Source organism: Streptococcus mitis (assembly GCF_000722705.1).
Classification (GTDB): Bacteria; Bacillota; Bacilli; order Lactobacillales; family Streptococcaceae; genus Streptococcus; species Streptococcus mitis_P.
Window position 1 is genome coordinate 336,174 of sequence record NZ_JPFW01000007.1, and the last position, 23,055, is coordinate 359,228.

Below are 23,055 nucleotides of genomic sequence, written 5' to 3' on the forward strand. Positions count from 1 at the left end.
TAATGAGAAGTGGTCATGATAAAAAGATTGCTGGTGTTTGTGCTGGAGTGGCTAATTATTTTGATATGGATCCCACTATTGTTCGTGTAATATGGGGTGTTCTTGCTTTTGGTTATGGAGCTGGAATTGTAGCCTATATCATTTTATGGATGATTGCACCTGTAGCAACTGACTATTGAAAACTAGCTGAATTCATGCTAAGATAATAGAAAATAGAATGTAACGAAGGAGAAAAAAATGGCATTTGGAGATAATGGAAATCGTAAAAAAACCTTGTTTGAGAAATTAACTTTAATTATCGTTGTTATTATGCTTTTGGCAAGTATTTTGGGTATTTTTGCAACTGCAATTGGTGCCCTCAGTAATCTATAAAATAGATTCAAGAAAATTTTGTGACTGGGATTTCCCAGCCCTTTTTTAAAGTGAGAAGAAAAAATGAGTATGTTTTTAGATACAGCCAAGATTAAGGTCAAGGCTGGTAATGGTGGCGATGGCATGGTTGCCTTTCGCCGTGAAAAATATGTCCCTAATGGCGGACCTTGGGGTGGTGACGGTGGTCGTGGAGGCAATGTGGTCTTCGTTGTAGATGAAGGTCTGCGTACCCTCATGGATTTCCGCTACAATCGCCATTTCAAGGCTGATTCTGGTGAAAAAGGAATGACCAAAGGGATGCATGGTCGTGGTGCCGAGGACCTTAGAGTTCGAGTACCACAAGGAACGACTGTGCGTGATGCCGAGACAGGCAAGGTCTTGACAGATTTGATTGAACACGGTCAAGAATTTATCGTTGCCCACGGTGGTCGTGGTGGTCGTGGAAATATCCGCTTTGCGACACCAAAAAATCCTGCACCTGAAATCTCTGAAAATGGAGAACCAGGTCAGGAGCGTGAGTTACAGTTAGAACTAAAAATCCTTGCGGATGTTGGTTTAGTAGGATTCCCATCTGTAGGAAAATCAACACTTCTAAGTGTTATTACCTCAGCTAAACCTAAAATCGGTGCTTACCACTTTACCACCATTGTGCCAAATCTAGGTATGGTTCGTACCCAATCAGGTGAATCCTTTGCAGTAGCCGACTTGCCAGGTTTGATTGAAGGGGCTAGTCAGGGTGTTGGTCTAGGAACCCAGTTCCTCCGTCACATCGAGCGTACCCGTGTTATCCTCCATATCATTGATATGTCAGCTAGCGAAGGCCGTGATCCTTATGAGGACTACCTAGCAATCAATAAAGAGCTGGAGTCTTACAATCTTCGCCTCATGGAGCGTCCACAGATTATTGTAGCCAATAAGATGGACATGCCTGAGAGTCAGGAAAATCTTGAAGAATTTAAGAAAAAATTGGCTGAAAACTACGATGAATTTGAAGAGTTACCAGCTATTTTCCCAATATCTGGTTTGACCAAGCAAGGTCTGGCAACGCTCTTGGATGCTACAGCTGAATTGTTAGACAAGACACCAGAATTCTTGCTCTACGACGAGTCAGATATGGAAGAAGAAGCTTACTACGGCTTTGACGAGGAAGAAAAAGCCTTTGAAATTAGTCGTGATGACGATGCGACATGGATACTTTCTGGTGAAAAACTCATGAAACTCTTCAATATGACCAACTTTGATCGTGACGAATCTGTTATGAAATTTGCCCGTCAATTACGTGGTATGGGGGTTGATGAAGCCCTACGTGCGCGTGGTGCTAAGGATGGGGATTTGGTCCGCATTGGTAAATTTGAGTTTGAATTTGTAGATTAGGAGACTGATATGGGAGATAAACCGATATCTTTCCGAGATGCGGATGGCAATTTCGTTTCCGCCGCAGACCTTTGGAATGAAAAGAAATTGGAAGAACTATTTAATCGTCTCAATCCAAATCGTGCCCTGAGATTGGCACGAACTAAAAATGAAAATCCATCACAGTAAAGAAGATAAAAAATTCCGTGCCTTAACATCAGACACGGAGTTTTTTTATTCACCAAAAAAGAATGGTGGTGTGAATTTTTTCAATTCTTCAAAACAACTTTGTGCAGCCTCTGCATCTTCACAGATGACCAGACAGACATCGTCCCCACAGAGCGTAGCGATAGCGTCAGGAAAGCTCAAAGCATCAATAATAGAACCAAATGATTGAGCCAAACCAGGAAGAGTTTTCAAAAGTACTTGATGTTGAACAGGACGCATCAGTACAAGAGCATCCTCCATATAAGTCTCCAAGCGTTTTTCCCATTTTGAGATAGAACCAGTATTTAATACGTAGTAAGAATTATCTTCTTCACGTATTTTTGAAAGATTCATTGTTTTGATGTCACGGGAAAGAGTTGCCTGAGTAACTTGAATGTCGTTATCGGCAAGAAGAGCTTGTAACTCAGCTTGAGTATGAATCTTGTTTTTGCTTACAAGTGCTCGTATGAGTTGGTGTCGGTGTTCAGATTTGTTCATAATAATTTAACTCCTTGTACAAAGTACAGAAAGCGTGGACTGATCGAAATTGTCAGTCGAGTGGTAAGCGGTATTGTCACGTATAATGATTTCAAAGTCAGTAGTATAAAGAACTAGATGGAGAGCATCTCCTTCTTTTAACTTGTCACTTGTTGGGTGCAGATGAATTGGCTGTCTATCCCTTCATCTGCATTGATGTTCTTTAATGACAGTGAATCATTCAATTTTGTAGCATTTTGTCACGGCTTCTTGTGAATGTACGCTAAACGGTAATTCACAGAGATTGTCCAACATGTGGTGTGGTAGCGTGTATGATAGAGGGTTACACATGTTGGTCAGGGGTGTTGGTATCATTTGTCCAAGGTTTAGCAGTGGGGGTAGAATAATCTGTTCTTTGGACAGAATTTGATACCAAGTTGTAGTTTATACTCAATGAAAATCAAAAAGCAAACTAGGAAGCTAGCCGTAAGCTGTACTTGAGTACGGTAAGGCGACGCTGACGTGGTTTGAAGAGATTTTCGAAGAGTATTAGTTAGACTGTTCAAGTGGGTGTCTCTGATGATAGGAAGGCAAATGGGTCTTTGAGTGACCTTATCCTTGGAATTCTTCCATATTGAAAGTTTGATAGCCTATACCTTTTAGCAAGGTATGGTAAGCGTGGACTGAGCGAGGTCGACAGTCAAGTGGTAGTCTGTATTGTCACGGATGGTGATTTCAAAGTCAGTAGTATAGAGGACTAGACGAAGAGTATCTCCTTCTTTTAACTTGTAAATAGTTGGTTGCAGTTCAAATTGCACATCCATCCATTCATCTGCAGTAATATCCTCTACTAATAGTAAATCGTTTCTATTCTGTAAATTGAGGTAGCCTTTTGTCACGACTCGTTGTTGATTTTCACGAAATGGCAATTCACAGAGATTTTCCAGCATATGATAGCGACCGTTGTCAATGGTTCTAGCACTTAAAACAGCTGGATAAGGTTGTAGGTATTTCTTTTGACCAAGTTCCAGTAGTTGGGCTGATAATAGGCCCTTGTTTGTACTAGATTTGATACGTAGATTGAGCTGAGCACGACCGTTCAAATGAAGATCCTTAGTCACAGGAAGGTCAATAGTAATTTGATTAGCTTTTCCTTGATAGAGTTCTGTATTGAAGGTCTGGTAGGTCTTACCATAACGCTCAAAATCCTTATTAGAGTACTGGTTTTGAACAACTTGCTCTTCTTGACCGAGTGAGAAGGTTTCAAAGTTTTCTTGCTCTCCGAAGGTATCAAGTGATAACCAAGTCTGAGGAGCAGTATTGTCCTGCCAGATGACAGTAGGAAGTTGGAAATCTGTTTCCTGTCCCAGTAATTTCTTACTCAGCAAAGCATTCATGGATTCACGAAAGTCAATAGACTGCCAGTTGTTCATGTAAACATGGGCGCCATTATGGAAAAAGAGATGCTTGTTTATGTGAGCAGGAAGGGCATGGAACATCTGGTAAACATGAAGTGGTTTAACATTCCAATCTTGTGAACCATGGGTAAAGACAACCTCAGCTTTTACCTTGTCAGCATTGAGCAGATAGTTGCGGTCATGCCAAAATTGATTGTAGTCACCAGACTTGCGATCAAGTTGCTCTTTTACTTTTTCCAAGTCAGCTTGGTGAGCTTCATTGCCACGGATATAGTCGCCAGCCAAGAGATTACGAGAATAGGTTAACTCAGCAAGGGAGTCAAAGTCCTCGCCTGGATAGCCACCTGGGCTAGTCACCAGACCGTTTTCACGGTAGTAGTTGTACCATGAGGAAATGCCAGCCTCAGCAATGATAACCTCTAAATCATCGACTCCTGTAGTCGCAAGACCATTAGACATGGTACCTAGATAGGAAAGTCCTGTTGTAGCTACTTTTCCGTTTGACCAGTCAGCTTTTACTTGACGCTGGCGCGTGTGATCAGTGAAGGCACGGCAGCGACCATTGAGCCAGTCGATGACATTTTTATAAGCCTCGATTTGCTGGTAGTCTCCGTTAGTCATGAAACCAGTAGAGTCTTTGGTCCCAACACCTGAGACATAAATATTAGCAAAACCTCGTGGAAGGAAGTAGTCGTTGAGACTATAGCTAGCGTTAATGTGAGTTAGCTTTTCCTCGGCTTCTGCCACAAGTTCAGCTTGACCTTGGGGTTGGACTAGATTGAGTCGAGGTTCCTCTAGCTCAATCTTGTGTGCAGGCTTAACCTCGAGCTCGCCCTCCATCTTGTAGAGAGCCTTGTCGCTGGCCTTGTCATTTGTTCCCTGATGATAGGGACTAGCCGTCATGATAGCAGGGATCTGTCCATCAAAACGAGGTCGAATGATGCTGACCTTGACTAAGTCAGGTAGGCCCTTTTTGTCAGTATCCACACGAGACTCGACGTAGACCACTTCTCGAATGACATCATGGCTAGAAAAAGTAGCCAAGCTCTTGCCGTTAAAGTAGTGGTAGGTGTTATCCTCAGGAATAAGACCGTCACTGACCAGTTGATCAATCAGGAGATTTCCTTTTTTGGTCCGAGTATTGAGCAACTGATAGAGATTTTCAATCAAGTCACCATATACGATGGGAAAGCCAGTTTCTTTACGGAAAGTTTGGCTATCCTCAAAATCAACAAGATAGCTAAAACCTAACACTTGAAAAGCAATCGTGTAGAAAATATCCTCGCTTAGTTCTCGGTCTGATCGAAAGAAGGTTAGGAGGTCAGTCTCTTTATCAGCAGCTAAACTTGCTAGAGGATAATCTGTATGTTGGTGGGTGAAAAAGATATGTCGTAGAAAATGCTCTAATAGTTCCTTTTCGGATAAGTTAATATGAAAAGGGAAGCCGAATAACTGGAAATCATGATAAATTCTATCTCTAGACAGGGCTATATAACTATATTGATTAAAACGCATAGAACCTCCATATAAAATTATAGTTAAAATTATTATATCAAAAAAATAGGGAAATACAAATATAAACGTCAAAATGATTTATTGTTAATATTATAATATAAACAAAACGAATCTTTTTATTAAAATAAGCTTAAAAAATGAGCAATAGCAACTGATTTCATTGACTTTTACGGGGGGAGAGGAGTATAATATATACTGTATAATTGTATTCAATTGATTACAAAAATAAAAATAGAAAGCGATAACTATGTATAAAGCAAGAAGACAAGTAAACAGAAAATCTTTTGATTGGTATGGCTTGAGCCAGCGTTTCTCAATCCGTAAATACCATTTTGGAGCAGCTAGTGTCCTTCTTGGCACTGCTTTGATTTTGGGTTTACCTCAGGCATCAGCCAAGGCGGATGATGCTGTTTCTGCAAATACTGCACTGACAAGCACTGGTCAAGGTGTGGATGAAGGAACCAATAGCGCGACAGATGGCTTGAAAAATGTAACCTTGCCTCCAACAGCAACTACAACTGAAGTGGCTGTGCTTGAAAAACCTACTTTGAGCGCTGAAGAGATTGCGAAACAAGCGGCTGCTTCTGAGACTCCTGCAGTTACATCGACATCAGAAACAGCAAAAGAAGAGAGCAAACCAGCTACTTCAGATGCTGTAGTGAAGACAAACACTGAAGAAAATACAGTTACTGAATCAAATAAAAAGAAGGAGGAAGTAGCTCCTAAACATAGCAGACGTAGCAAACGTGCATTATCTGAAGAGGAAACTCCAGATCATAGTGGTACAGATTATAGTGGTGCTAAGATATCTGGACGATTAAATGACGGAAAAACACAATATGTAGTTGGTGAACAAATCTTAGGTTCTTATAATTTAGATATTTCGGCACCAACAAAAATTGAAGAAGGAGGATATATTTTAATTACTGCCTCTGATAATGAACCATTAGATGCTTTTGAAATCGGATCAAGTTTAAGATTTGAAAAAGTTAATAATAATCAGTATAAATTATATACTGGAGAATTATCAGGTGGAGCATACGCTAATATTAACGTTAGTTATAAATTGAAAAAATTTGAAACAGGTAAAGATTCACATACAACTATAAAGGCTGAATTGTTTGATAAAAATAATACTTTAATCAAATCTACAAACTTTTCTAACACGAATACAACTGGTACGCCATATATTTCAGTTGATACTAGAAATGGTATTCGTAGACAAACGTTATTAGAAACAAATCAACAAGAAACAGAAGTTGATGTTTCTAAGAGTAAAGATTTACAATTAAGTTTAAAATCTACCAATAAAGAGGCAGCTGCAATTACAAAAATTGATCATGCTGTTGAATTACCGGCAGGTGTTACTATTGCTCAAACCTCCCTAGATGAGGGATGGAGATTAGAAAATGGTGTTGCAAAATATACAAGACTAGTCCCTTCTTCTACAACGATGTTTGCTAGTGGAGATAATACACAAAATGAACTGTTGTATTTAAATGTAAGTAATGGTGGAACACCAGCAGAATTTTTAACGGGTAAAAAATTAACGTTTAAAGATAATGCAACTTATACGGATAAATCCGGATTTACGAATACAACTTCAGACGATGTTACAGTAACAGTTCGTGCTGTAAATCCTAAAAAATCTATTGGTGGTTCTAACTCTGGAAGTGGTTCAAATCCAAATAATGATCCGACTAATTCAGGTGGAAACAACAGTGGAACTGGTGGTAGCACAGTACCTACTAAGAGTGATGTTCCAGTAGCAATTTTTAATACTACGATGGAGGATAATAAATCTCGTGTCGTTAATATTGCAATGCCTTATATTAATGCAAAAACAGAAGATACCCGAATTATTCAATTATCAGGAGATTATGGTGATTCATACGGTCCTGCAAATCTAAAAGAAGCTGAAATTTCGATTGATAGTAATATTGATCAAAATCGAGCGATTGAATTTTATGCGATTTGGACTCCGACAGATAAAGGGAAATCTACCTTTGTTAGTTATCAAGATAATCCAGAAAGTTTAGGATTAAATTCTACATTGACTTTTGAAGTATACTCTGTAACGAATGGTACAGAATCAAAAATTGGAGAGGTATCACTTCGTAAAGGAGATGTTGCAGACAAAGTAGCCTTGCCTGATGGTACTACAACCGTGAAGTTAAAACCAAAAGGAAATATGCCATTAGAAACTGCTGGGCTACAAGGTGTTGGTTTATTTTTAAGTCAAGATTTAAAAGGATTAGAAGAAGCAAAAAAATTAGCTAAGGAAGGAAATAAAGTTGAAAGTATCGTTACAGCATCTGTCTATACATATGGATATGATGAACCAAAGGTTGCTGTATCAAAAACAACCTTTGCATATTCACGAGATGCGATTAAGCTAGTCCCTACAACAAACCCTATTACTACTACTTTAGCGGGGAACTTAACTCAAGTACTTGATAGTAAATTTGAAGTCTATGAGTATTCACCTAATGGATTAGGAAATCGTATCTATAATAACCAAACCTGGGATCGTAAAACGTATGTTGATTTACAAAATATTGCTGCTAAAAATGCGAAATTACTTGTAGAATTACCAGATGGATTTAGTTACGCAGGAAATGATAGTTCTGTTAAGACTGTAGAAAATTATAATAATTCAGGAAAAACAGTTTTAGAAGTAACACCAAGGGGTCAAAATTCAAAGTATACATTATCTCCAGATTTACAATTTGTGGTAGATAATTGGGTGGCATCAGGAACATATCCTATTAAATATACGTTAGTTTGGAATGAAGATGAAAGAGTAGTTGGGATTAATCCAAATAATGATTATGATGGTACAAATGCAAATATCACAAATACGAGTACCTTTACGTATGAATTACCAGTAATTAATAACTCGGCAACTCGATTAATTGCACAAGTGACGGATCAACCGACAGATTCAAGTACTTATTCAACAGGAGCCTATAACTTAGCTCCAAATGATGAAGTGAAGTATCGTTTGTCATTAACAAACAGTTCAAATGCTGCTACTGGAAACAATGTAGTTATTTCAACATTACCACGAGTATCTGATAAAAATATTGTATTAAACTCAAAAGATCGTGGTTCACAATTTGATGTTCATATGACTGCAGCAGCGACAACTCCAGAAGGTTGGACTGCGTATTATTCAACTACACCAGTATCTGGAACAGCAGTTGAGTTAGAAAAGGCTATTACATTAACGGCAGATCAAATTACAGATTGGTCAACCGTAACAGCAGTAAAATTTGTTTCTAATCAAAATGCTTCTTTAAGAGCGGGGTCAACTGCAGCATTTTATCTTCCAGCAAAAGTAAGTAGTACTGCTACGAATAATCAAGTTGCCGTTCTTACTTCAGCAACACGTACAGATGGACAAGATACATTTAACGAAACAAATCCCGTTCGAATTTCAGTTAAAATTGAAGATGTTAAAAAAGGTGCCGTTAAGGTAGCGTATGAAAATAAAGATAATGTTTCAATTAAAGATACTGTGACTGCTATTGAAAGTCGTGCCTATAAAAAAGGTTATGATGTGGATACTAAAGAATATAAACCTAATACTCTAATTGGAAAAGATGAAAAAGAGTATTACTTTGTAAAAGTGAAGGATTCTTCACCAAGTCCCACAGGAACAATTGATAGCCCTGAAGTTACTGTAACTTATGTGTATGATTTACTATATGATGAAATCACAAAAGCAACAAAACAAACGGTAACGTACGAAGGAGCAGGAGAGAATACACCAGCGACTAATGAACAAACAGATTATACATTTATTAGAAAAACAAATAAAGTTACAAACGTAACAACATGGAATGAAGAAACACATACTTATGGAGTCGTAACAACACCAAAAGTAGAAGGATATTATGCAGATAAAGCACAAGCAGGTGGAAAAGAGGTAACCCCAACAAATCCAGAAGCAAGTGATACAGTAGTGTATAAACCATTAGGAAAAGTCATCTTAGTGGACGAAGGTGGAAATGAAATACCAAACACACCAAAACCGACATATAGAAACAATCCAAATGATCCAACAGTTGGAGGAGAAACACCAATACCAGAAATACCAGAAGGATATGAAATCAAACCAAAACAAGTCGTACCAGGATTCAACCCAGAAGGGAAAGTAGTCACTCCACCAAAACCAGGAGAAGACACAAGAATCGTGTTAGTAGCGAAGCAAGAAGATATCACAAAAGCAACAAAACAAACGGTAACGTACGAAGGAGCAGGGACAAGCACACCAACGCCTAACGAACAAACAGATTACACATTCACTGGGAAAACAAACAAAGTTACAAACGTAACGACATGGAATGAAGAAACACATACTTATGGAGTCGTAACAACACCAAAAGTAGAAGGATACTATGCGGATAAAGCACAAGCAGGCGGAAAAGAGGTAACCCCAACAAATCCAGAAGCAAGTGATACAGTAGTGTATAAACCATTAGGAAAAGTTATCTTAGTGGACGAAGGTGGAAATGAAATACCAAACACACCAAAACCGACATATAGAAACAATCCAAATGATCCAACAGTTGGAGGAGAAACACCGATACCGGAAATACCAGAAGGATATGAAATCAAACCAAAACAAGTCGTACCAGGATTCAACTCAACAGGGAAAGTAGTTACTCCACCAAAACCAGGAGAAGACACAAGAATCGTGTTAGTGGAAGTAAATCAAAAAGCGACAGTAACATATGTTGTTGAAGGAACAAATACAGTTCTTCATACAGACAAATTAGAAGGTAAATCTGGAGAACCAATCAACTACACAACAGCAACTAAACTTGCAGAGTTGAAAGGACTTGGATATGAATTAGTAACTGACGGATTTGTAACAGCGACAGATAAGAACTTCGATAAAGATTCAAAAGTTGATCAAAACTTCGTAGTAACAGTAGCGAAGACAGTTCCTGTAACACCAACAACTCCACAAAACCCTAACGAAGATCCACAAAATCCTAAACCAGGAGACCCAATCGATCCTAAGAATCCAAATGGATCAAAATGGACGAAAGATGCTCTTGATAAACTAAACAACATCAAATCAGTAACTCGTACAATTACTTACATTAAAGACGGTACAACTGAAGAAGTATCACCAACTGAAGCTCCAAAAGTAACAAATAAAGTAAGCTTCATACGTACAGTAGTTGTAAATCCAAAAGACGGTTCAGTAGTAGGATACGACACAACAGGTGACGGTATTGCAGACGTAGCAGCAACAGACACTAGAAGCGGATGGAAAGCTGCAGGTACAACTAAATTTGCAGAAAAAACATCACCGGTTGTTAAAGGATATGTTGTAAAACCTAACCAAGATACACAAGGTGACTTAGTAGAAGCTGATGGATCTAAAGTTAAAGCATCTACAACAGATTTAACAGTAGATTCACCTAATCAAGATCTAAAAGTTAGATATGTACCAGTGGGGAAACTTGTACCGAAAGTACCAGAAGGTGTAACACCACCAACTCCAACACCTTATGAAAATAATCCAAAAGATCCAGGTAAAGTTGTACCACCAAGTTCAACGAAACCAAAAGATCCGAAAGATCCATCTAAAGGATACGAAGTACCAGACGTGCCGAAAGATCCAACTAAGGATACACCAATCAGCTACGTACCGGTAACTCCAGAAAGAAAAACTCCAAAACAAACTCCAGTTGTTCCTGTACAACCAGAAGGACCAAATGAACAGTCTGAATCTAATACACCTAAGTATGCGGATGGTCAAAATGAACTTCCAAATACTGGTACAAAAGATCATGCTGATTTAGCAACACTTGGACTTCTAGGAGCCTTGAGTGGATTTGGATTGGTAGCTCGTAAGAAAAGAGAAGATGAAAAATAATTTCTAATCTCTTTAGATACGGTTTTTCAATCAAATAGTAAAAGAACTTGAGATTTCATATCTCAGGTTCTTTTCTTTCTCTTTTTGAAAATGGTATAATATAGTGAGAAGGATAGAGGAGAAGTGTAAATTGATCGCACAACTAGATACAAAAACAGTCTATAGTTTTATGGAGAGCGTTATTTCGATAGACAAGTATGTGAGAGCAGCTAAAGACTATGGCTACACTCATCTGGCTATGATGGATATTGATAACCTTTATGGGGCTTTCGACTTTCTAGAGGTTACAAAAAAATACGGCATTCATCCTCTACTAGGGCTTGAAATGACTCTTTTAGTAGATGAGCAGGAAGTGAATCTGCGTTTTTTAGCCCTATCTAGTGTGGGGTATCAGCAGTTGATGAAGCTTTCAACAGCCAAGATGCAGGGGGAGAAAACATGGTCAGTCCTGTCCCAGTATCTGGAGGATATTGCAGTCATTGTGCCTTATTTTGAAGAGATTGAGTCGCTAAATCTAGGATATGATTATTATATTGGGATTTATCCAGAAACACTGACAAGCGAATTTCATCATCCAATCTTGCCCCTTTATCGGGTCAATGCTTTTGAAAGCAGGGATAGAGAAGTTCTACAAGTATTAACAGCGATTAAAGAAAATCTACCTCTTAGAGAAGTTCCCTTGGGCTCACGACAAGATGTCTTTATATCGGCAAGTTCTTTAGAGAAATTATTCCAAGAACGTTTTCCGCAAGCCTTGGACAATTTAGAAAAGCTTATTTCAAGCATTTCTTATGACTTAGATACTAGTCTGAAACTGCCTCGTTTTAATCCAGCTAGACCAGCAGTAGAAGAGTTGAGAGAACGTGCTGAACTGGGACTTTCTCAGAAGGGGGTGTCTAGTAAAGAATATCAAGACCGTCTAAACCAAGAATTGGCTGTTATTCATGATATGGGCTTTGATGATTATTTCTTGGTTGTCTGGGATTTATTGCGTTTTGGACGTTCGAATGGCTATTATATGGGAATGGGACGGGGTTCTGCAGTTGGTAGCTTGGTTTCCTATGCCTTAGACATTACAGGGATTGATCCAGTTCAGAAGAATCTGATTTTTGAACGTTTCCTCAATCGTGAACGCTATACCATGCCTGATATTGATATTGATATTCCAGATATTTATCGTCCAGATTTTATCAGGTATGTTGGTAATAAATATGGTAGTAAGCATGCGGCTCAAATCGTTACTTTTTCTACCTTTGGGGCCAAGCAAGCTTTACGTGATGTTTTGAAGCGTTTTGGTGTGCCAGAGTATGAATTGTCCGCAATTACCAAGAAAATCAGTTTTCGTGATAATCTAAAGTCAGCCTATGAGGGCAATCTCCAGTTTCGTCAGCAAATCAATAGTAAGTTAGAATACCAAAAAGCCTTTGAGATTGCTTGCAAGATAGAGGGCTATCCAAGACAAACCTCTGTCCATGCGGCTGGTGTTGTGATCAGTGACCAAGATTTGACCAACTACATCCCTCTAAAGCATGGTGACGAAATTCCACTGACTCAATATGATGCTCATGGAGTTGAAGCAAGTGGGCTTTTGAAGATGGACTTTCTGGGACTGCGAAATTTGACCTTTGTCCAGAAGATGCAAGAATTGCTTGCTGAAACAGAAGGGATTCATCTGAAAATTGAAGAAATCGATTTGGAAGACAAAGAAACGCTGGTTCTTTTTGCATCTGGTAATACAAAAGGTATCTTTCAATTTGAGCAACCTGGTGCTATTCGTCTGCTTAAGCGTGTTCAGCCAGTCTGTTTTGAAGATGTCGTAGCAACTACTTCTTTAAATCGTCCAGGTGCTAGCGATTATATCAATAATTTTGTGGCAAGAAAGCATGGGCAGGAAGAAGTGACGGTTCTGGATCCAGTGCTGGAGGATATTTTGGCTCCAACCTACGGCATTATGCTCTATCAGGAGCAGGTTATGCAGGTTGCTCAGCGTTTTGCTGGATTTAGTCTTGGGAAAGCCGATATTTTGCGTCGGGCTATGGGGAAAAAGGATGCTTCTGCCATGCATGAGATGAGGGCTTCCTTTATTCAAGGCTCCTTAGAAGCTGGTCATACTGCGGAAAAGGCAGAGCAGGTCTTTGATGTCATGGAGAAGTTTGCAGGTTATGGTTTTAACCGTTCTCATGCCTATGCATACTCAGCCTTGGCTTTCCAGTTGGCCTATTTCAAAACACATTATCCAGCGATTTTTTATCAGGTCATGTTGAATTCTTCCAACAGTGATTACTTAATGGATGCCCTAGAAGCAGGATTTGAAGTAGCCCCTCTGTCAATTAACACCATTCCCTATCACGATAAAATTGCCAATAAGTCTATCTATCTAGGTTTGAAATCGATTAAGGGAGTCAGCAAAGATTTGGCGCTTTGGATTATTGAAAATAGACCTTATTCTAACATTGAAGATTTTATAGCTAAATTACCTGAGAATTATCTGAAACTTCCTCTGCTAGAACCTTTGGTAAAAGTTGGCCTTTTCGATTCATTTGAAAAAAATCGTCAAAAAGTATTTAATAACTTAGCTAATCTATTTGAATTTGTAAAAGAGTTAGGAAGTTTATTTGGAGATACTATTTATAGTTGGCAGGAATCGGAAGATTGGACAGATCAAGAAAAATTCTATATGGAACAAGAACTTTTAGGGATAGGTGTCAGCAAACATCCCCTACAAACTATCGCAAGTAAAGCTATTTACCCGATTACACCAATCGGAAATTTATCAGAAAATAGTCACTCCATTATCTTGGTAGAAATTCAAAAAATTAAAACTATTCGCACCAAAAAGGGTGAAAATATGGCTTTCTTACAGGTCGATGATAGTAAGAAAAAACTGGATGTTACCCTCTTTTCAGATTTATATCGACAGGTTGGGCAGGAAGTAAGAGAAGGAGCCTTCTACTATATCAGAGGGAAAATCCAGTCCCGTGATGGCCGTCTGCAAATGATTGCACAAGAAATAAGAGAAGCAGTGGCTGAGCGCTTCTGGATTCAAGTGAAAAATCATGAATCGGATCAAGAAATTTCGCGTATTTTAGAGCAATATAAAGGCCCAATCCCAGTCATTATCAGATATGAAGAGGAACAGAAAACCATTGTTTCTCCCCATCATTTTGTAGCTAAATCTGATGAATTAGAAGCTCAATTAGATGGAATGGTTATGAAAACGATTTATCGCTAAAATTACGGAAAATAGAAGAATTTTCCAATTAAATGTGGTATAATCAGTAAGAATGTTAAAAGAAAAAGGAGCATAAACCAAATGAAACGTATTGCTGTTTTGACTAGTGGTGGAGACGCCCCTGGTATGAATGCTGCCATCCGTGCAGTTGTTCGTCAAGCAATTTCAGAAGGAATGGAAGTTTTTGGTATCTATGATGGATATGCTGGTATGGTTGCTGGTGAAATTCATCCCCTAGATGCAGCTTCAGTAGGAGACATCATTTCTCGTGGTGGTACTTTCCTTCACTCAGCTCGCTACCCAGAGTTCGCTCAACTTGAAGGGCAACTTAAAGGGATTGAGCAATTGAAAAAACACGGAATTGAAGGCGTAGTTGTTATCGGTGGTGACGGATCTTACCACGGTGCTATGCGTTTGACTGAACATGGCTTCCCAGCTATCGGTCTTCCAGGTACAATCGATAACGATATCGTTGGTACAGACTTCACAATCGGTTTTGACACAGCGGTTACGACTGCTATGGACGCTATCGATAAGATTCGTGATACATCATCAAGTCACCGTCGTACTTTTGTTATCGAAGTTATGGGACGTAACGCTGGTGATATCGCTCTTTGGGCTGGTATTGCAACTGGTGCTGATGAAATCATCATCCCTGAAGAAGGCTTCAAGATGGAAGATATCGTAGCAAGCATCAAAGCTGGTTATGAGTGTGGTAAAAAACACAATATCATCGTCTTGGCAGAAGGTGTGATGTCAGCTGCTGAATTTGGTCAAAAACTGAAAGAAGCTGGAGATACAAGCGACCTTCGTGTGACAGAACTTGGACATATTCAACGTGGTGGTTCTCCAACTGCGCGTGACCGTGTTTTAGCATCACGTATGGGTGCTCATGCCGTTAAACTTCTTAAAGAAGGTATCGGTGGTGTTGCGGTTGGTATCCGTAATGAGAAAATGGTTGAAAACCCAATTCTTGGTACTGCAGAAGAAGGGGCATTGTTTAGCTTGACTGCAGATGGTAAGATTGTGGTAAATAACCCACACAAAGCTGACCTTGAACTATCTAGCTTGAATAAGAGCTTGTCATAATTTATAATTTAGTTAATAAGACCAAAGAGGTCATATATATAAAGGAGTCACAAAAATCATGAACAAACGTGTAAAAATCGTTGCAACTTTAGGTCCTGCGGTAGAGATCCGTGGTGGTAAAAAATTTGGTGATGACGGATACTGGAGTGGAAAACTGGATGTTGAAGCTTCTGCTAAAAACATTGCTAAATTGATTGAAGCTGGTGCTAACACATTCCGTTTCAACTTCTCACACGGTGACCACCAAGAACAAGGTGACCGTATGGCAACTGTTAAACTTGCTGAAAAACTTGCAGGTAAAAAAGTTGGTTTCCTTCTTGATACAAAAGGACCAGAAATCCGTACAGAATTGTTTGAAGGAGATGCAAAAGAGTACTCTTACACAACTGGTGAAAAAATCCGTGTTGCAACTAAACAAGGAATTAAATCAACTCGTGATGTGATTGCATTGAACGTTGCTGGAGCTCTTGATATCTATGATGATGTTGAAGTTGGTCGTCAAGTTTTGGTTGACGATGGTAAACTTGGTCTTCGTGTTGTTGCTAAAGATGATGCAACTCGTGAATTTGAAGTTGAAGTTGAAAATGACGGTGTAATCGCAAAACAAAAAGGTGTTAATATCCCTAACACTAAAATTCCTTTCCCAGCTCTTGCTGAACGTGATAACGATGATATCCGCTTTGGTCTTGAACAAGGTATCAACTTCATCGCGATTTCATTCGTACGTACTGCAAAAGACGTAAACGAAGTTCGTGCAATCTGTGAAGAAACTGGAAACGGACATGTTCAATTGTTCGCTAAAATCGAAAACCAACAAGGTATCGACAACTTGGATGAAATTATCGAAGCTGCTGACGGTATCATGATTGCCCGTGGTGACATGGGTATCGAAGTACCATTCGAAATGGTTCCAGTTTACCAAAAAATGATCATCAAGAAAGTCAATGCTGCAGGTAAAGTTGTTATCACTGCAACAAACATGCTTGAAACAATGACTGAAAAACCTCGTGCAACTCGTTCAGAAGTATCAGACGTATTTAACGCTGTTATCGATGGAACTGACGCTACAATGCTTTCAGGTGAGTCTGCAAACGGTAAATACCCACTTGAGTCAGTAACTACAATGGCTACAATCGACAAGAACGCTCAAACTCTTCTTAACGAATACGGACGTTTGAACTCAGATTCATTCGAACGTAACTCTAAGACAGAAGTAATGGCTTCAGCTGTTAAAGATGCTACTAACTCAATGGACATTAAATTGGTTGTAACTCTTACTAAGACAGGTCACACTGCACGTTTGATCTCTAAATACCGTCCAAATGCTGATATCTTGGCATTGACATTCGACGAATTGACAGAACGTGGATTGATGTTGAACTGGGGTGTTATCCCAATGTTGACAGATGCTCCATCTTCAACTGACGATATGTTCGAAATTGCTGAACGTAAAGCAGTTGAAGCAGGTCTTGTACAATCTGGTGACGATATCGTTATCGTAGCTGGTGTACCACTTGGAGAAGCTGTTCGTACAAACACAATGCGTATCCGCACAGTACGTTAATTTAATAACAAAAAGCCTATCATATCAAGCATTCTAGCCTGTATGATGGGCTCTTTTTTTGTCTAGGGGGCAAATGGGGCAAAATTTTTTACTTGCGATTTAATGAGACGGTATCAAGTGCGTCAAGCACGGCTTATTTCATGACATTTGTAATGTGATACTCTTCGAAAATCAAATTCAAACCGCGTCAACGTCGCCTTGCCGTATATATGTGACTGACTTCGTCAGTCTTATCTACAACCTCAAAGCGGTGCTTTGAGCAGCCTACGGCTAGTTTCCTAGTTTGCTCTTTGATTTTCATTGAGTATGAGTGTAGATTACAGTTGTTGTTTTAATGTTTTTATGGCTTAGATAAGCTATGCTGTCTTGTAGAAGCGAACGTAAATCAGATATTAGGTTTAAATACAGAAAAAAACAACTCCCTGATGATTCAAGGAGTTGTCTATATTTAAATTAGTTTTTTGAAGCTGCTTGGAATTCAGGATTTTTCCATGCTTCGTCAATGATAGCTTGCAATTCTTTTGCAGATGCTTGCATTTTTTGAGTTTCTGCGTCGTTCAATGGGATGTTTACTGGACGAACTATACCGTGTGCACCAACGATAGCTGGTTGACCGATAAAGACGTTCTCAACACCATATTGGCCTTCTTGGAATACAGAAAGTGGAAGTACTGCATTTTCATCATCAAGGATTGCTTTTGTGATACGAGCAAGAGCTACAGCGATACCGTAGTATGTAGCACCTTTTTTGTTAATGATTGAGTAAGCAGCGTCACGAACAGAAATGAAGAGTTCTACAAGGTCAGCTTCATCTAAATCACGGTTTGCTTGCAACCATTGTTCCAATTTAACACCGGCAACGTTAGCGTGTGACCAAACAGCAAATTCTGAGTCACCGTGTTCACCCATGATGTAGGCATGGACTGAACGAGCATCAACACCGATTTTTTCAGCAAGTGCTTGACGGAAACGAGCTGAATCAAGTGAAGTACCTGAACCGATAACGCGTTCTTTAGGGAATCCAGAGAATTTCCAAGTTGAGTAAGTCAAGACGTCAACTGGGTTAGCAGCGACAAGGAAGATACCTTTGAAACCTGATTCAACAACTTGTGTTACGATTGATTTGTTGATAGCAAGGTTTTTACCTACAAGGTCAAGACGAGTTTCACCTGGTTTTTGAGGAGCACCAGCTGTGATAACAACAAGATCAGCATCCGCACAGTCTTCGTACTTAGCAGCATAGATTTTCTTTGGTGAAGTAAATGCAAGCGCGTGGCTAAGGTCTTCAGCATCACCAACTGCTTTTTCAAACAATTGAGGAATTTCAATAATACCAAGTTCTTGTGCAATTCCTTGAGTAACAAGAGCAAAAGCGTAAGATGAACCTACAGCACCATCACCAACAAGGATAACTTTTTTGTGTTGTTTAGTTGAAGTCATTATTCTAAACATCTCCTTAATTTTATTCAGGGTTTTCCCCAGTTATTTCAATTCTATCACTTTTAAAATGCTTTGTCACGGATATGCATTAGAGTTCTTGATGTAAACGTTTTAGCTGTTTTAGATACCTGAAATATTGCAGACATTGTGGTATAATATAGTTAATTACTAATTGTGAAATGAGGCATTTATTAATGCAGGATAGAAATTTAGTGAATGTCAATCTGACAAAGGAGATGAAGACGAGTTTTATCGACTACGCCATGAGTGTTATCGTTGCGCGGGCTCTTCCTGATGTTCGAGATGGCTTGAAACCCGTTCACCGTCGGATTCTCTACGGAATGAATGAATTAGGTGTTACTCCAGACAAACCTCATAAAAAATCTGCTCGTATTACAGGGGATGTCATGGGTAAATATCACCCTCACGGAGATTCCTCTATCTATGAAGCCATGGTTCGTATGGCTCAATGGTGGAGCTACCGTTACATGCTTGTAGATGGGCATGGAAACTTTGGTTCCATGGATGGTGATGGTGCTGCGGCACAACGTTACACTGAGGCACGCATGAGCAAGATTGCTCTGGAAATGCTTCGTGATATCAATAAAGATACGGTTGATTTCGTTGATAACTATGATGCCAATGAACGTGAACCCCTAGTCTTGCCAGCACGCTTTCCAAACCTGTTGGTTAATGGAGCAACTGGTATTGCCGTTGGGATGGCAACCAATATTCCGCCTCACAACTTGGGAGAAACTATTGATGCTGTGAAGTTGGTCATGGACAATCCTGAAGTGACTACTAAGGATTTGATGGAAGTTTTACCTGGGCCAGATTTTCCAACTGGTGCCCTTGTTATGGGGAAATCAGGTATCCATAAGGCTTATGAAACAGGTAAAGGTTCGATTGTTCTTCGTTCTCGTACTGAAATCGAAGAAACTAAGACTGGCCGTGAGCGCATCGTTGTAACAGAATTTCCTTACATGGTCAACAAAACCAAGGTTCACGAGCACATCGTTCGTCTAGTTCAGGAAAAACGTATTGAGGGGATCACAGCGGTTCGTGATGAGTCCAACCGTGAAGGAGTTCGATTCGTTATTGAAGTTAAGCGCGATGCTTCAGCAAATGTTATCCTCAATAACCTCTTCAAGATGACCCAAATGCAAACCAACTTTGGTTTTAATATGTTGGCTATCCAAAATGGGGTACCGAAGATTTTGTCTCTTCGACAGATTTTGGATGCTTATATCGAGCACCAAAAAGAAGTGGTTGTTCGTCGGACACGTTTTGATAAGGAAAAAGCAGAAGCGCGTGCGCATATCTTAGAAGGTCTCTTGATTGCGCTAGACCATATCGACGAAGTGATTCGTATCATCCGTGCTAGTGAAACGGATGCGGAAGCACAAGCTGAGTTGATGAGTAAGTTCAAGCTTTCTGAACGTCAAAGTCAGGCTATCCTAGATATGCGTCTTCGCCGATTGACAGGCTTGGAACGTGATAAGATTCAGTCTGAGTATGATGACCTCTTGGCTCTGATTGCAGATTTGGCGGATATTCTTGCTAAGCCTGAGCGTGTTTCTCAAATCATTAAAGATGAATTGGACGAAGTTAAGCGTAAGTTTGGTGACCAACGTCGTACTGAATTGATGGTTGGTGAAGTCTTGAGCCTGGAAGATGAAGACTTGATTGAAGAATCGGATGTCTTGATTACACTGTCTAACAAGGGCTACATTAAACGTCTAGACCAGGATGAGTTCACTGCTCAAAAACGTGGAGGTCGTGGTGTTCAAGGTACAGGTGTTAAGGATGATGATTTTGTTCGTGAGTTAGTGTCGACTAGCACTCATGATCACCTGCTCTTCTTTACAAATAAAGGTCGAGTCTATCGCCTTAAAGGATATGAAATTCCTGAATATGGTCGTACTGCCAAGGGATTGCCGATTGTCAATCTTTTGAAATTGGATGAAGGCGAAAGTATTCAGACTATCATCAATGTTGAATCTGAACGTAGTGATGAAGCTTACCTCTTCTTCACAACCCGTCATGGTATTGTGAAGAGAACCAGCGTTAAGGAGTTTGCTAACATTCGTCAGAATGGACTTAAAGCACTGAACCTCAAAGATGAAGATGAATTGATTAATGTACTGTTGACAGAAGAAGATACGGATATTATCATTGGTACTAAGTTTGGCTACGCAGTGCGCTTTAATCAATCAGCCGTTCGTGGAATGAGTCGTATCGCTACGGGTGTGAAAGGTGTCAATCTTCGTGAAGGAGATACAGTAGTTGGTGCCAGTGTGATTACAGACCAAGACGAGGTTCTTATCATCACAGAAAAAGGGTATGGTAAGCGTACAGTTGCGACCGAATATCCAACAAAAGGTCGTGGTGGTAAAGGGATGAAGACGGCTAATGTAGCTGAGAAAAATGGTCCTCTATCAGGTCTTTTGACTGTTAAAGGCGATGAAGACTTGATGATTATCACTGATACAGGTGTTATGATTCGAACCAACGTTGCCAATATTTCACAAACAGGTCGCTCAACTATGGGAGTTAAAGTGATGCGCCTGGATCAAGACGCTAAAATTGTAACCTTTACTACGGTTGCAGCAGCAGAAAAAGAAGAAGTTGGGACAGAAAACGAAACAGAAGGTGAAGCATAATGTCTCATAAAAAGAACAAAAAGAAAACAAATCGTAAAAATTTACTAATCAATATTTTGGCAGGATTCTTAATCATCTTGTCAGTGGCTTTGATTTTCAATTCAAAAATTCGTGATATCTTCATGGTTTGGAATACTAACAAGTATCAAGTCAGTCAGGTATCAAAAGAAAAATTGGAAGAAAATCAAGATACAGAAGGTAATTTTGACTTTGACTCAGTAAAAGCCATTTCGTCAGAAGCCGTCTTATCCTCACAATGGAATTCGCAAAAATTGCCAGTTATTGGTGGAATTGCTATTCCTGAAGTAGAAATTAACTTGCCAATTTTTAAGGGGCTTGATAATGTCAATCTCTTCTATGGAGCTGGTACAATGAAGCGCGATCAAGTGATGGGGAAAGGAAACTATTCACTTGCGAGCCATCACATTTTTACAGCAGAAAATGCCAGTCAGATGCTCTTTTCTCCATTATCACGTGCTAAAAATGGGATGAAAATTTATCTAACAGATAAGGATAAGGTTTATACCTATATCATCCATGAGGTCAAGCATGTAACTCCAGATCGTGTTGATGAGATTGATGACCGTAGTGGTGTTGATGAAATCACACTTGTAACGTGTGTGGACTATGAAGCGACAGAGCGGATTATTGTAAAAGGTGATTTGAAAGAAACAAAAGACTATTCACAAACACCTGAAGAAGTCCTAACAGCCTTCAACCAACCATATAAACAACGTTATTAATTTTTAAAGAATCAGTAAACATTTAGTTTTACTGGTTCTTTTTATGGCTTTATAAGCAAACTATGTAATGCTAATACTCAATGAAAATCAAAGAGCAAATTAGCCGCAGGTTGCTCAAAACACTGTTTTGAGGTTGCAAATAGAGCTGACGTGGTTTGAAGAAATTTTCGAAGAGTATAAATCAATACAAATGTTATAAATTTAAGAAAATGATTATCTATTCAAATATTTTATGTTATAATGATAAATATAAAAAACAAGGAGATGTTTATGAGTTCTTCAGAGTTTATTTCGAAGATAGATTATTATTGCCACAAGAAAGAAAGTCTTTTCAATCAAAGTAAGTACAAGTATGCTATTCGTTCTATGTTTGCAGGTGCTTTTTTAACCTTCAGTACAGCTGCTGGGGCTATTGGTGCGGATTTATTAAATAGTATTGTTCCAAGTAGTGGGTATTTCCTTTTTCCATTTGTTTTCGCTTGGGGGCTGGCCTATATCGTCTTTCTAAATGCGGAATTGATAACTTCCAATATGATGTATTTAACAGCAGGAGTGTTCTTGAAAAAGATTGATTGGAAAAAGGCAATGATTATTTTACTCTATTGTACTTTGTTTAATCTCATTGGTGCCCTGGTAGCTGGATGGGCCTTTGCTAACTCATCAGCCTTTTCCCATTTGACCCATGATAGTTTCCTTCCTAAGCTTGTAGCCAAGAAGTTGGCGCGTCCAAGTGAGTTAGTCCTGCTTGAGGGGATTCTTGCCAATGTATTTGTAAATATTGCCATTCTTTCGTCTATATTAGTCAAAGATGGTGCTGCCAAACTATGGATCATTTTATCAGCTATTTCAATGTTTGTCTTCTTGTCCAATGAGCACATCGCTGCCAATTTTGCTTCTTTCAGTATTATGAAATTCAGCATGATTGCTGATCAAGTACCTCACTTTGATCTTCCAAATATCCTTCGACATTGGGGAGTTACCTTTATTGCCAACTTTATAGGTGGAGGGCTTCTGATCGGTTTACCATATGCCTTCCTCAATAAGAATGAAGATACTTATGTCGATTAAGAAGAATCAGTTTATCAG

Annotated in this window: 14 protein-coding genes and 1 pseudogene; 11 read left to right on the forward strand and 4 right to left on the reverse strand. The window is 39.2% G+C overall.

Annotation, left to right across the window (positions count from 1 at the left end; genetic code table 11):
- Window positions 1-2: 2 nt before the first annotated feature.
- The 4 genes from SK642_RS04385 (at window position 3) to SK642_RS10735 (ending at window position 1,914) form a co-directional block, all read left to right on the forward strand.
- Entirely contained in the window at window positions 3-179 is a 177-nt protein-coding gene (locus SK642_RS04385) for a PspC domain-containing protein (RefSeq protein ID WP_033683678.1), read from the forward strand.
- 58 nt (window positions 180-237) lie between these two features.
- Window positions 238-372: a DUF4044 domain-containing protein gene (locus SK642_RS04390; protein ID WP_033683525.1), complete on the forward strand. Its 135-nt coding sequence runs from the start codon at window positions 238-240 to the stop codon at window positions 370-372.
- A 63-nt stretch (window positions 373-435) separates the two neighbouring features.
- Window positions 436-1,746: a GTPase ObgE gene (gene obgE, locus SK642_RS04395; RefSeq protein ID WP_033683526.1), complete on the forward strand. Its 1,311-nt coding sequence runs from the start codon at window positions 436-438 to the stop codon at window positions 1,744-1,746.
- Window positions 1,747-1,755: 9 nt separating this feature from the next.
- The gene (locus tag SK642_RS10735) at window positions 1,756-1,914 is read left to right on the forward strand and encodes a hypothetical protein (RefSeq protein ID WP_033683527.1); all 159 of its coding nucleotides are present in this window, start codon (window positions 1,756-1,758) and stop codon (window positions 1,912-1,914) included.
- Between the two features lie 45 nt (window positions 1,915-1,959).
- Here the strand turns inward: SK642_RS10735 and SK642_RS04405 are convergent, their stop codons facing one another.
- The 3 genes and pseudogenes from SK642_RS04405 to SK642_RS04410 all read right to left on the reverse strand — a co-directional run bounded on the left by SK642_RS04405 (window position 1,960) and on the right by SK642_RS04410 (window position 5,342).
- Window positions 1,960-2,430, reverse strand: a complete 471-nt coding sequence (locus tag SK642_RS04405; protein ID WP_033683528.1) for an arginine repressor — start codon at window positions 2,428-2,430, stop codon at window positions 1,960-1,962.
- Between the two features lie 6 nt (window positions 2,431-2,436).
- Window positions 2,437-2,730, reverse strand: a pseudogene (locus SK642_RS11195) (Xaa-Pro dipeptidyl-peptidase); the annotation flags it as partial.
- A 338-nt stretch (window positions 2,731-3,068) separates the two neighbouring features.
- The gene (locus SK642_RS04410; RefSeq protein WP_033683529.1) at window positions 3,069-5,342 is read right to left on the reverse strand and encodes a Xaa-Pro dipeptidyl-peptidase; all 2,274 of its coding nucleotides are present in this window, start codon (window positions 5,340-5,342) and stop codon (window positions 3,069-3,071) included.
- Between the two features lie 247 nt (window positions 5,343-5,589).
- On the opposite strand from SK642_RS04410, the gene SK642_RS09710 reads away from it, so the two are divergent.
- From SK642_RS09710 to pyk, 4 genes are all read left to right on the forward strand, one after another.
- Window positions 5,590-11,238 (forward strand): YSIRK signal domain/LPXTG anchor domain surface protein, encoded by a 5,649-nt coding sequence (locus SK642_RS09710; RefSeq protein WP_051734066.1) that lies wholly within the window; start codon window positions 5,590-5,592, stop codon window positions 11,236-11,238.
- Between the two features lie 130 nt (window positions 11,239-11,368).
- A complete protein-coding gene (locus SK642_RS04425) occupies window positions 11,369-14,470 on the forward strand; it encodes a DNA polymerase III subunit alpha (protein WP_033683530.1) in 3,102 nt (1,033 codons plus the stop codon).
- A gap of 81 nt (window positions 14,471-14,551) precedes the next feature.
- The gene (pfkA, locus tag SK642_RS04430) at window positions 14,552-15,559 is read left to right on the forward strand and encodes a 6-phosphofructokinase (protein WP_020900675.1); all 1,008 of its coding nucleotides are present in this window, start codon (window positions 14,552-14,554) and stop codon (window positions 15,557-15,559) included.
- Between the two features lie 58 nt (window positions 15,560-15,617).
- Window positions 15,618-17,123, forward strand: a complete 1,506-nt coding sequence (gene pyk / locus SK642_RS04435; RefSeq protein WP_033683532.1) for a pyruvate kinase — start codon at window positions 15,618-15,620, stop codon at window positions 17,121-17,123.
- Between the two features lie 453 nt (window positions 17,124-17,576).
- Here the strand turns inward: pyk and SK642_RS04445 are convergent, their stop codons facing one another.
- The gene (locus tag SK642_RS04445; protein WP_033683534.1) at window positions 17,577-18,563 is read right to left on the reverse strand and encodes an L-lactate dehydrogenase; all 987 of its coding nucleotides are present in this window, start codon (window positions 18,561-18,563) and stop codon (window positions 17,577-17,579) included.
- A 194-nt stretch (window positions 18,564-18,757) separates the two neighbouring features.
- Here SK642_RS04445 and gyrA point away from each other — a divergent pair, with 194 nt between their 5' ends.
- From gyrA to SK642_RS04460, 3 genes are all read left to right on the forward strand, one after another.
- Window positions 18,758-21,226 carry a DNA gyrase subunit A gene (gene gyrA / locus SK642_RS04450; protein ID WP_033683535.1) on the forward strand — a complete coding sequence of 823 codons (2,469 nt, stop codon included), beginning with the start codon at window positions 18,758-18,760 and terminating at the stop codon, window positions 21,224-21,226.
- Window positions 21,226-21,969 (forward strand): class A sortase, encoded by a 744-nt coding sequence (locus SK642_RS04455; RefSeq protein WP_033683536.1) that lies wholly within the window; start codon window positions 21,226-21,228, stop codon window positions 21,967-21,969. The genes gyrA and SK642_RS04455 overlap by 1 nt, the downstream gene beginning before the upstream one ends.
- Before the next feature lie 270 nt (window positions 21,970-22,239).
- A complete protein-coding gene (locus SK642_RS04460; protein WP_033683537.1) occupies window positions 22,240-23,037 on the forward strand; it encodes a formate/nitrite transporter family protein in 798 nt (265 codons plus the stop codon).
- Window positions 23,038-23,055: the final 18 nt, after the last annotated feature.

Excerpts from the sequence above, each read along its gene's own strand:
- SK642_RS04405 (WP_033683528.1), bottom strand. The coding sequence starts at position 2,430 with ATGAACAAATCTGAACACCGACACCAACTCATACGAGCACTTGTAAGC.
- pfkA (WP_020900675.1), top strand. The coding sequence starts at position 14,552 with ATGAAACGTATTGCTGTTTTGACTAGTGGTGGAGACGCCCCTGGTATG.
- SK642_RS04410 (WP_033683529.1), bottom strand. The coding sequence starts at position 5,342 with ATGCGTTTTAATCAATATAGTTATATAGCCCTGTCTAGAGATAGAATT.
- SK642_RS04390 (WP_033683525.1), top strand. The coding sequence starts at position 238 with ATGGCATTTGGAGATAATGGAAATCGTAAAAAAACCTTGTTTGAGAAA.
- pyk (WP_033683532.1), top strand. The coding sequence starts at position 15,618 with ATGAACAAACGTGTAAAAATCGTTGCAACTTTAGGTCCTGCGGTAGAG.
- SK642_RS04460 (WP_033683537.1), top strand. The coding sequence starts at position 22,240 with ATGAGTTCTTCAGAGTTTATTTCGAAGATAGATTATTATTGCCACAAG.
- SK642_RS04445 (WP_033683534.1), bottom strand. The coding sequence starts at position 18,563 with ATGACTTCAACTAAACAACACAAAAAAGTTATCCTTGTTGGTGATGGT.
- gyrA (WP_033683535.1), top strand. The coding sequence starts at position 18,758 with ATGCAGGATAGAAATTTAGTGAATGTCAATCTGACAAAGGAGATGAAG.
- SK642_RS09710 (WP_051734066.1), top strand. The coding sequence starts at position 5,590 with ATGTATAAAGCAAGAAGACAAGTAAACAGAAAATCTTTTGATTGGTAT.
- obgE (WP_033683526.1), top strand. The coding sequence starts at position 436 with ATGAGTATGTTTTTAGATACAGCCAAGATTAAGGTCAAGGCTGGTAAT.
- SK642_RS04455 (WP_033683536.1), top strand. The coding sequence starts at position 21,226 with ATGTCTCATAAAAAGAACAAAAAGAAAACAAATCGTAAAAATTTACTA.
- SK642_RS10735 (WP_033683527.1), top strand. The coding sequence starts at position 1,756 with ATGGGAGATAAACCGATATCTTTCCGAGATGCGGATGGCAATTTCGTT.
- SK642_RS04385 (WP_033683678.1), top strand. The coding sequence starts at position 3 with ATGAGAAGTGGTCATGATAAAAAGATTGCTGGTGTTTGTGCTGGAGTG.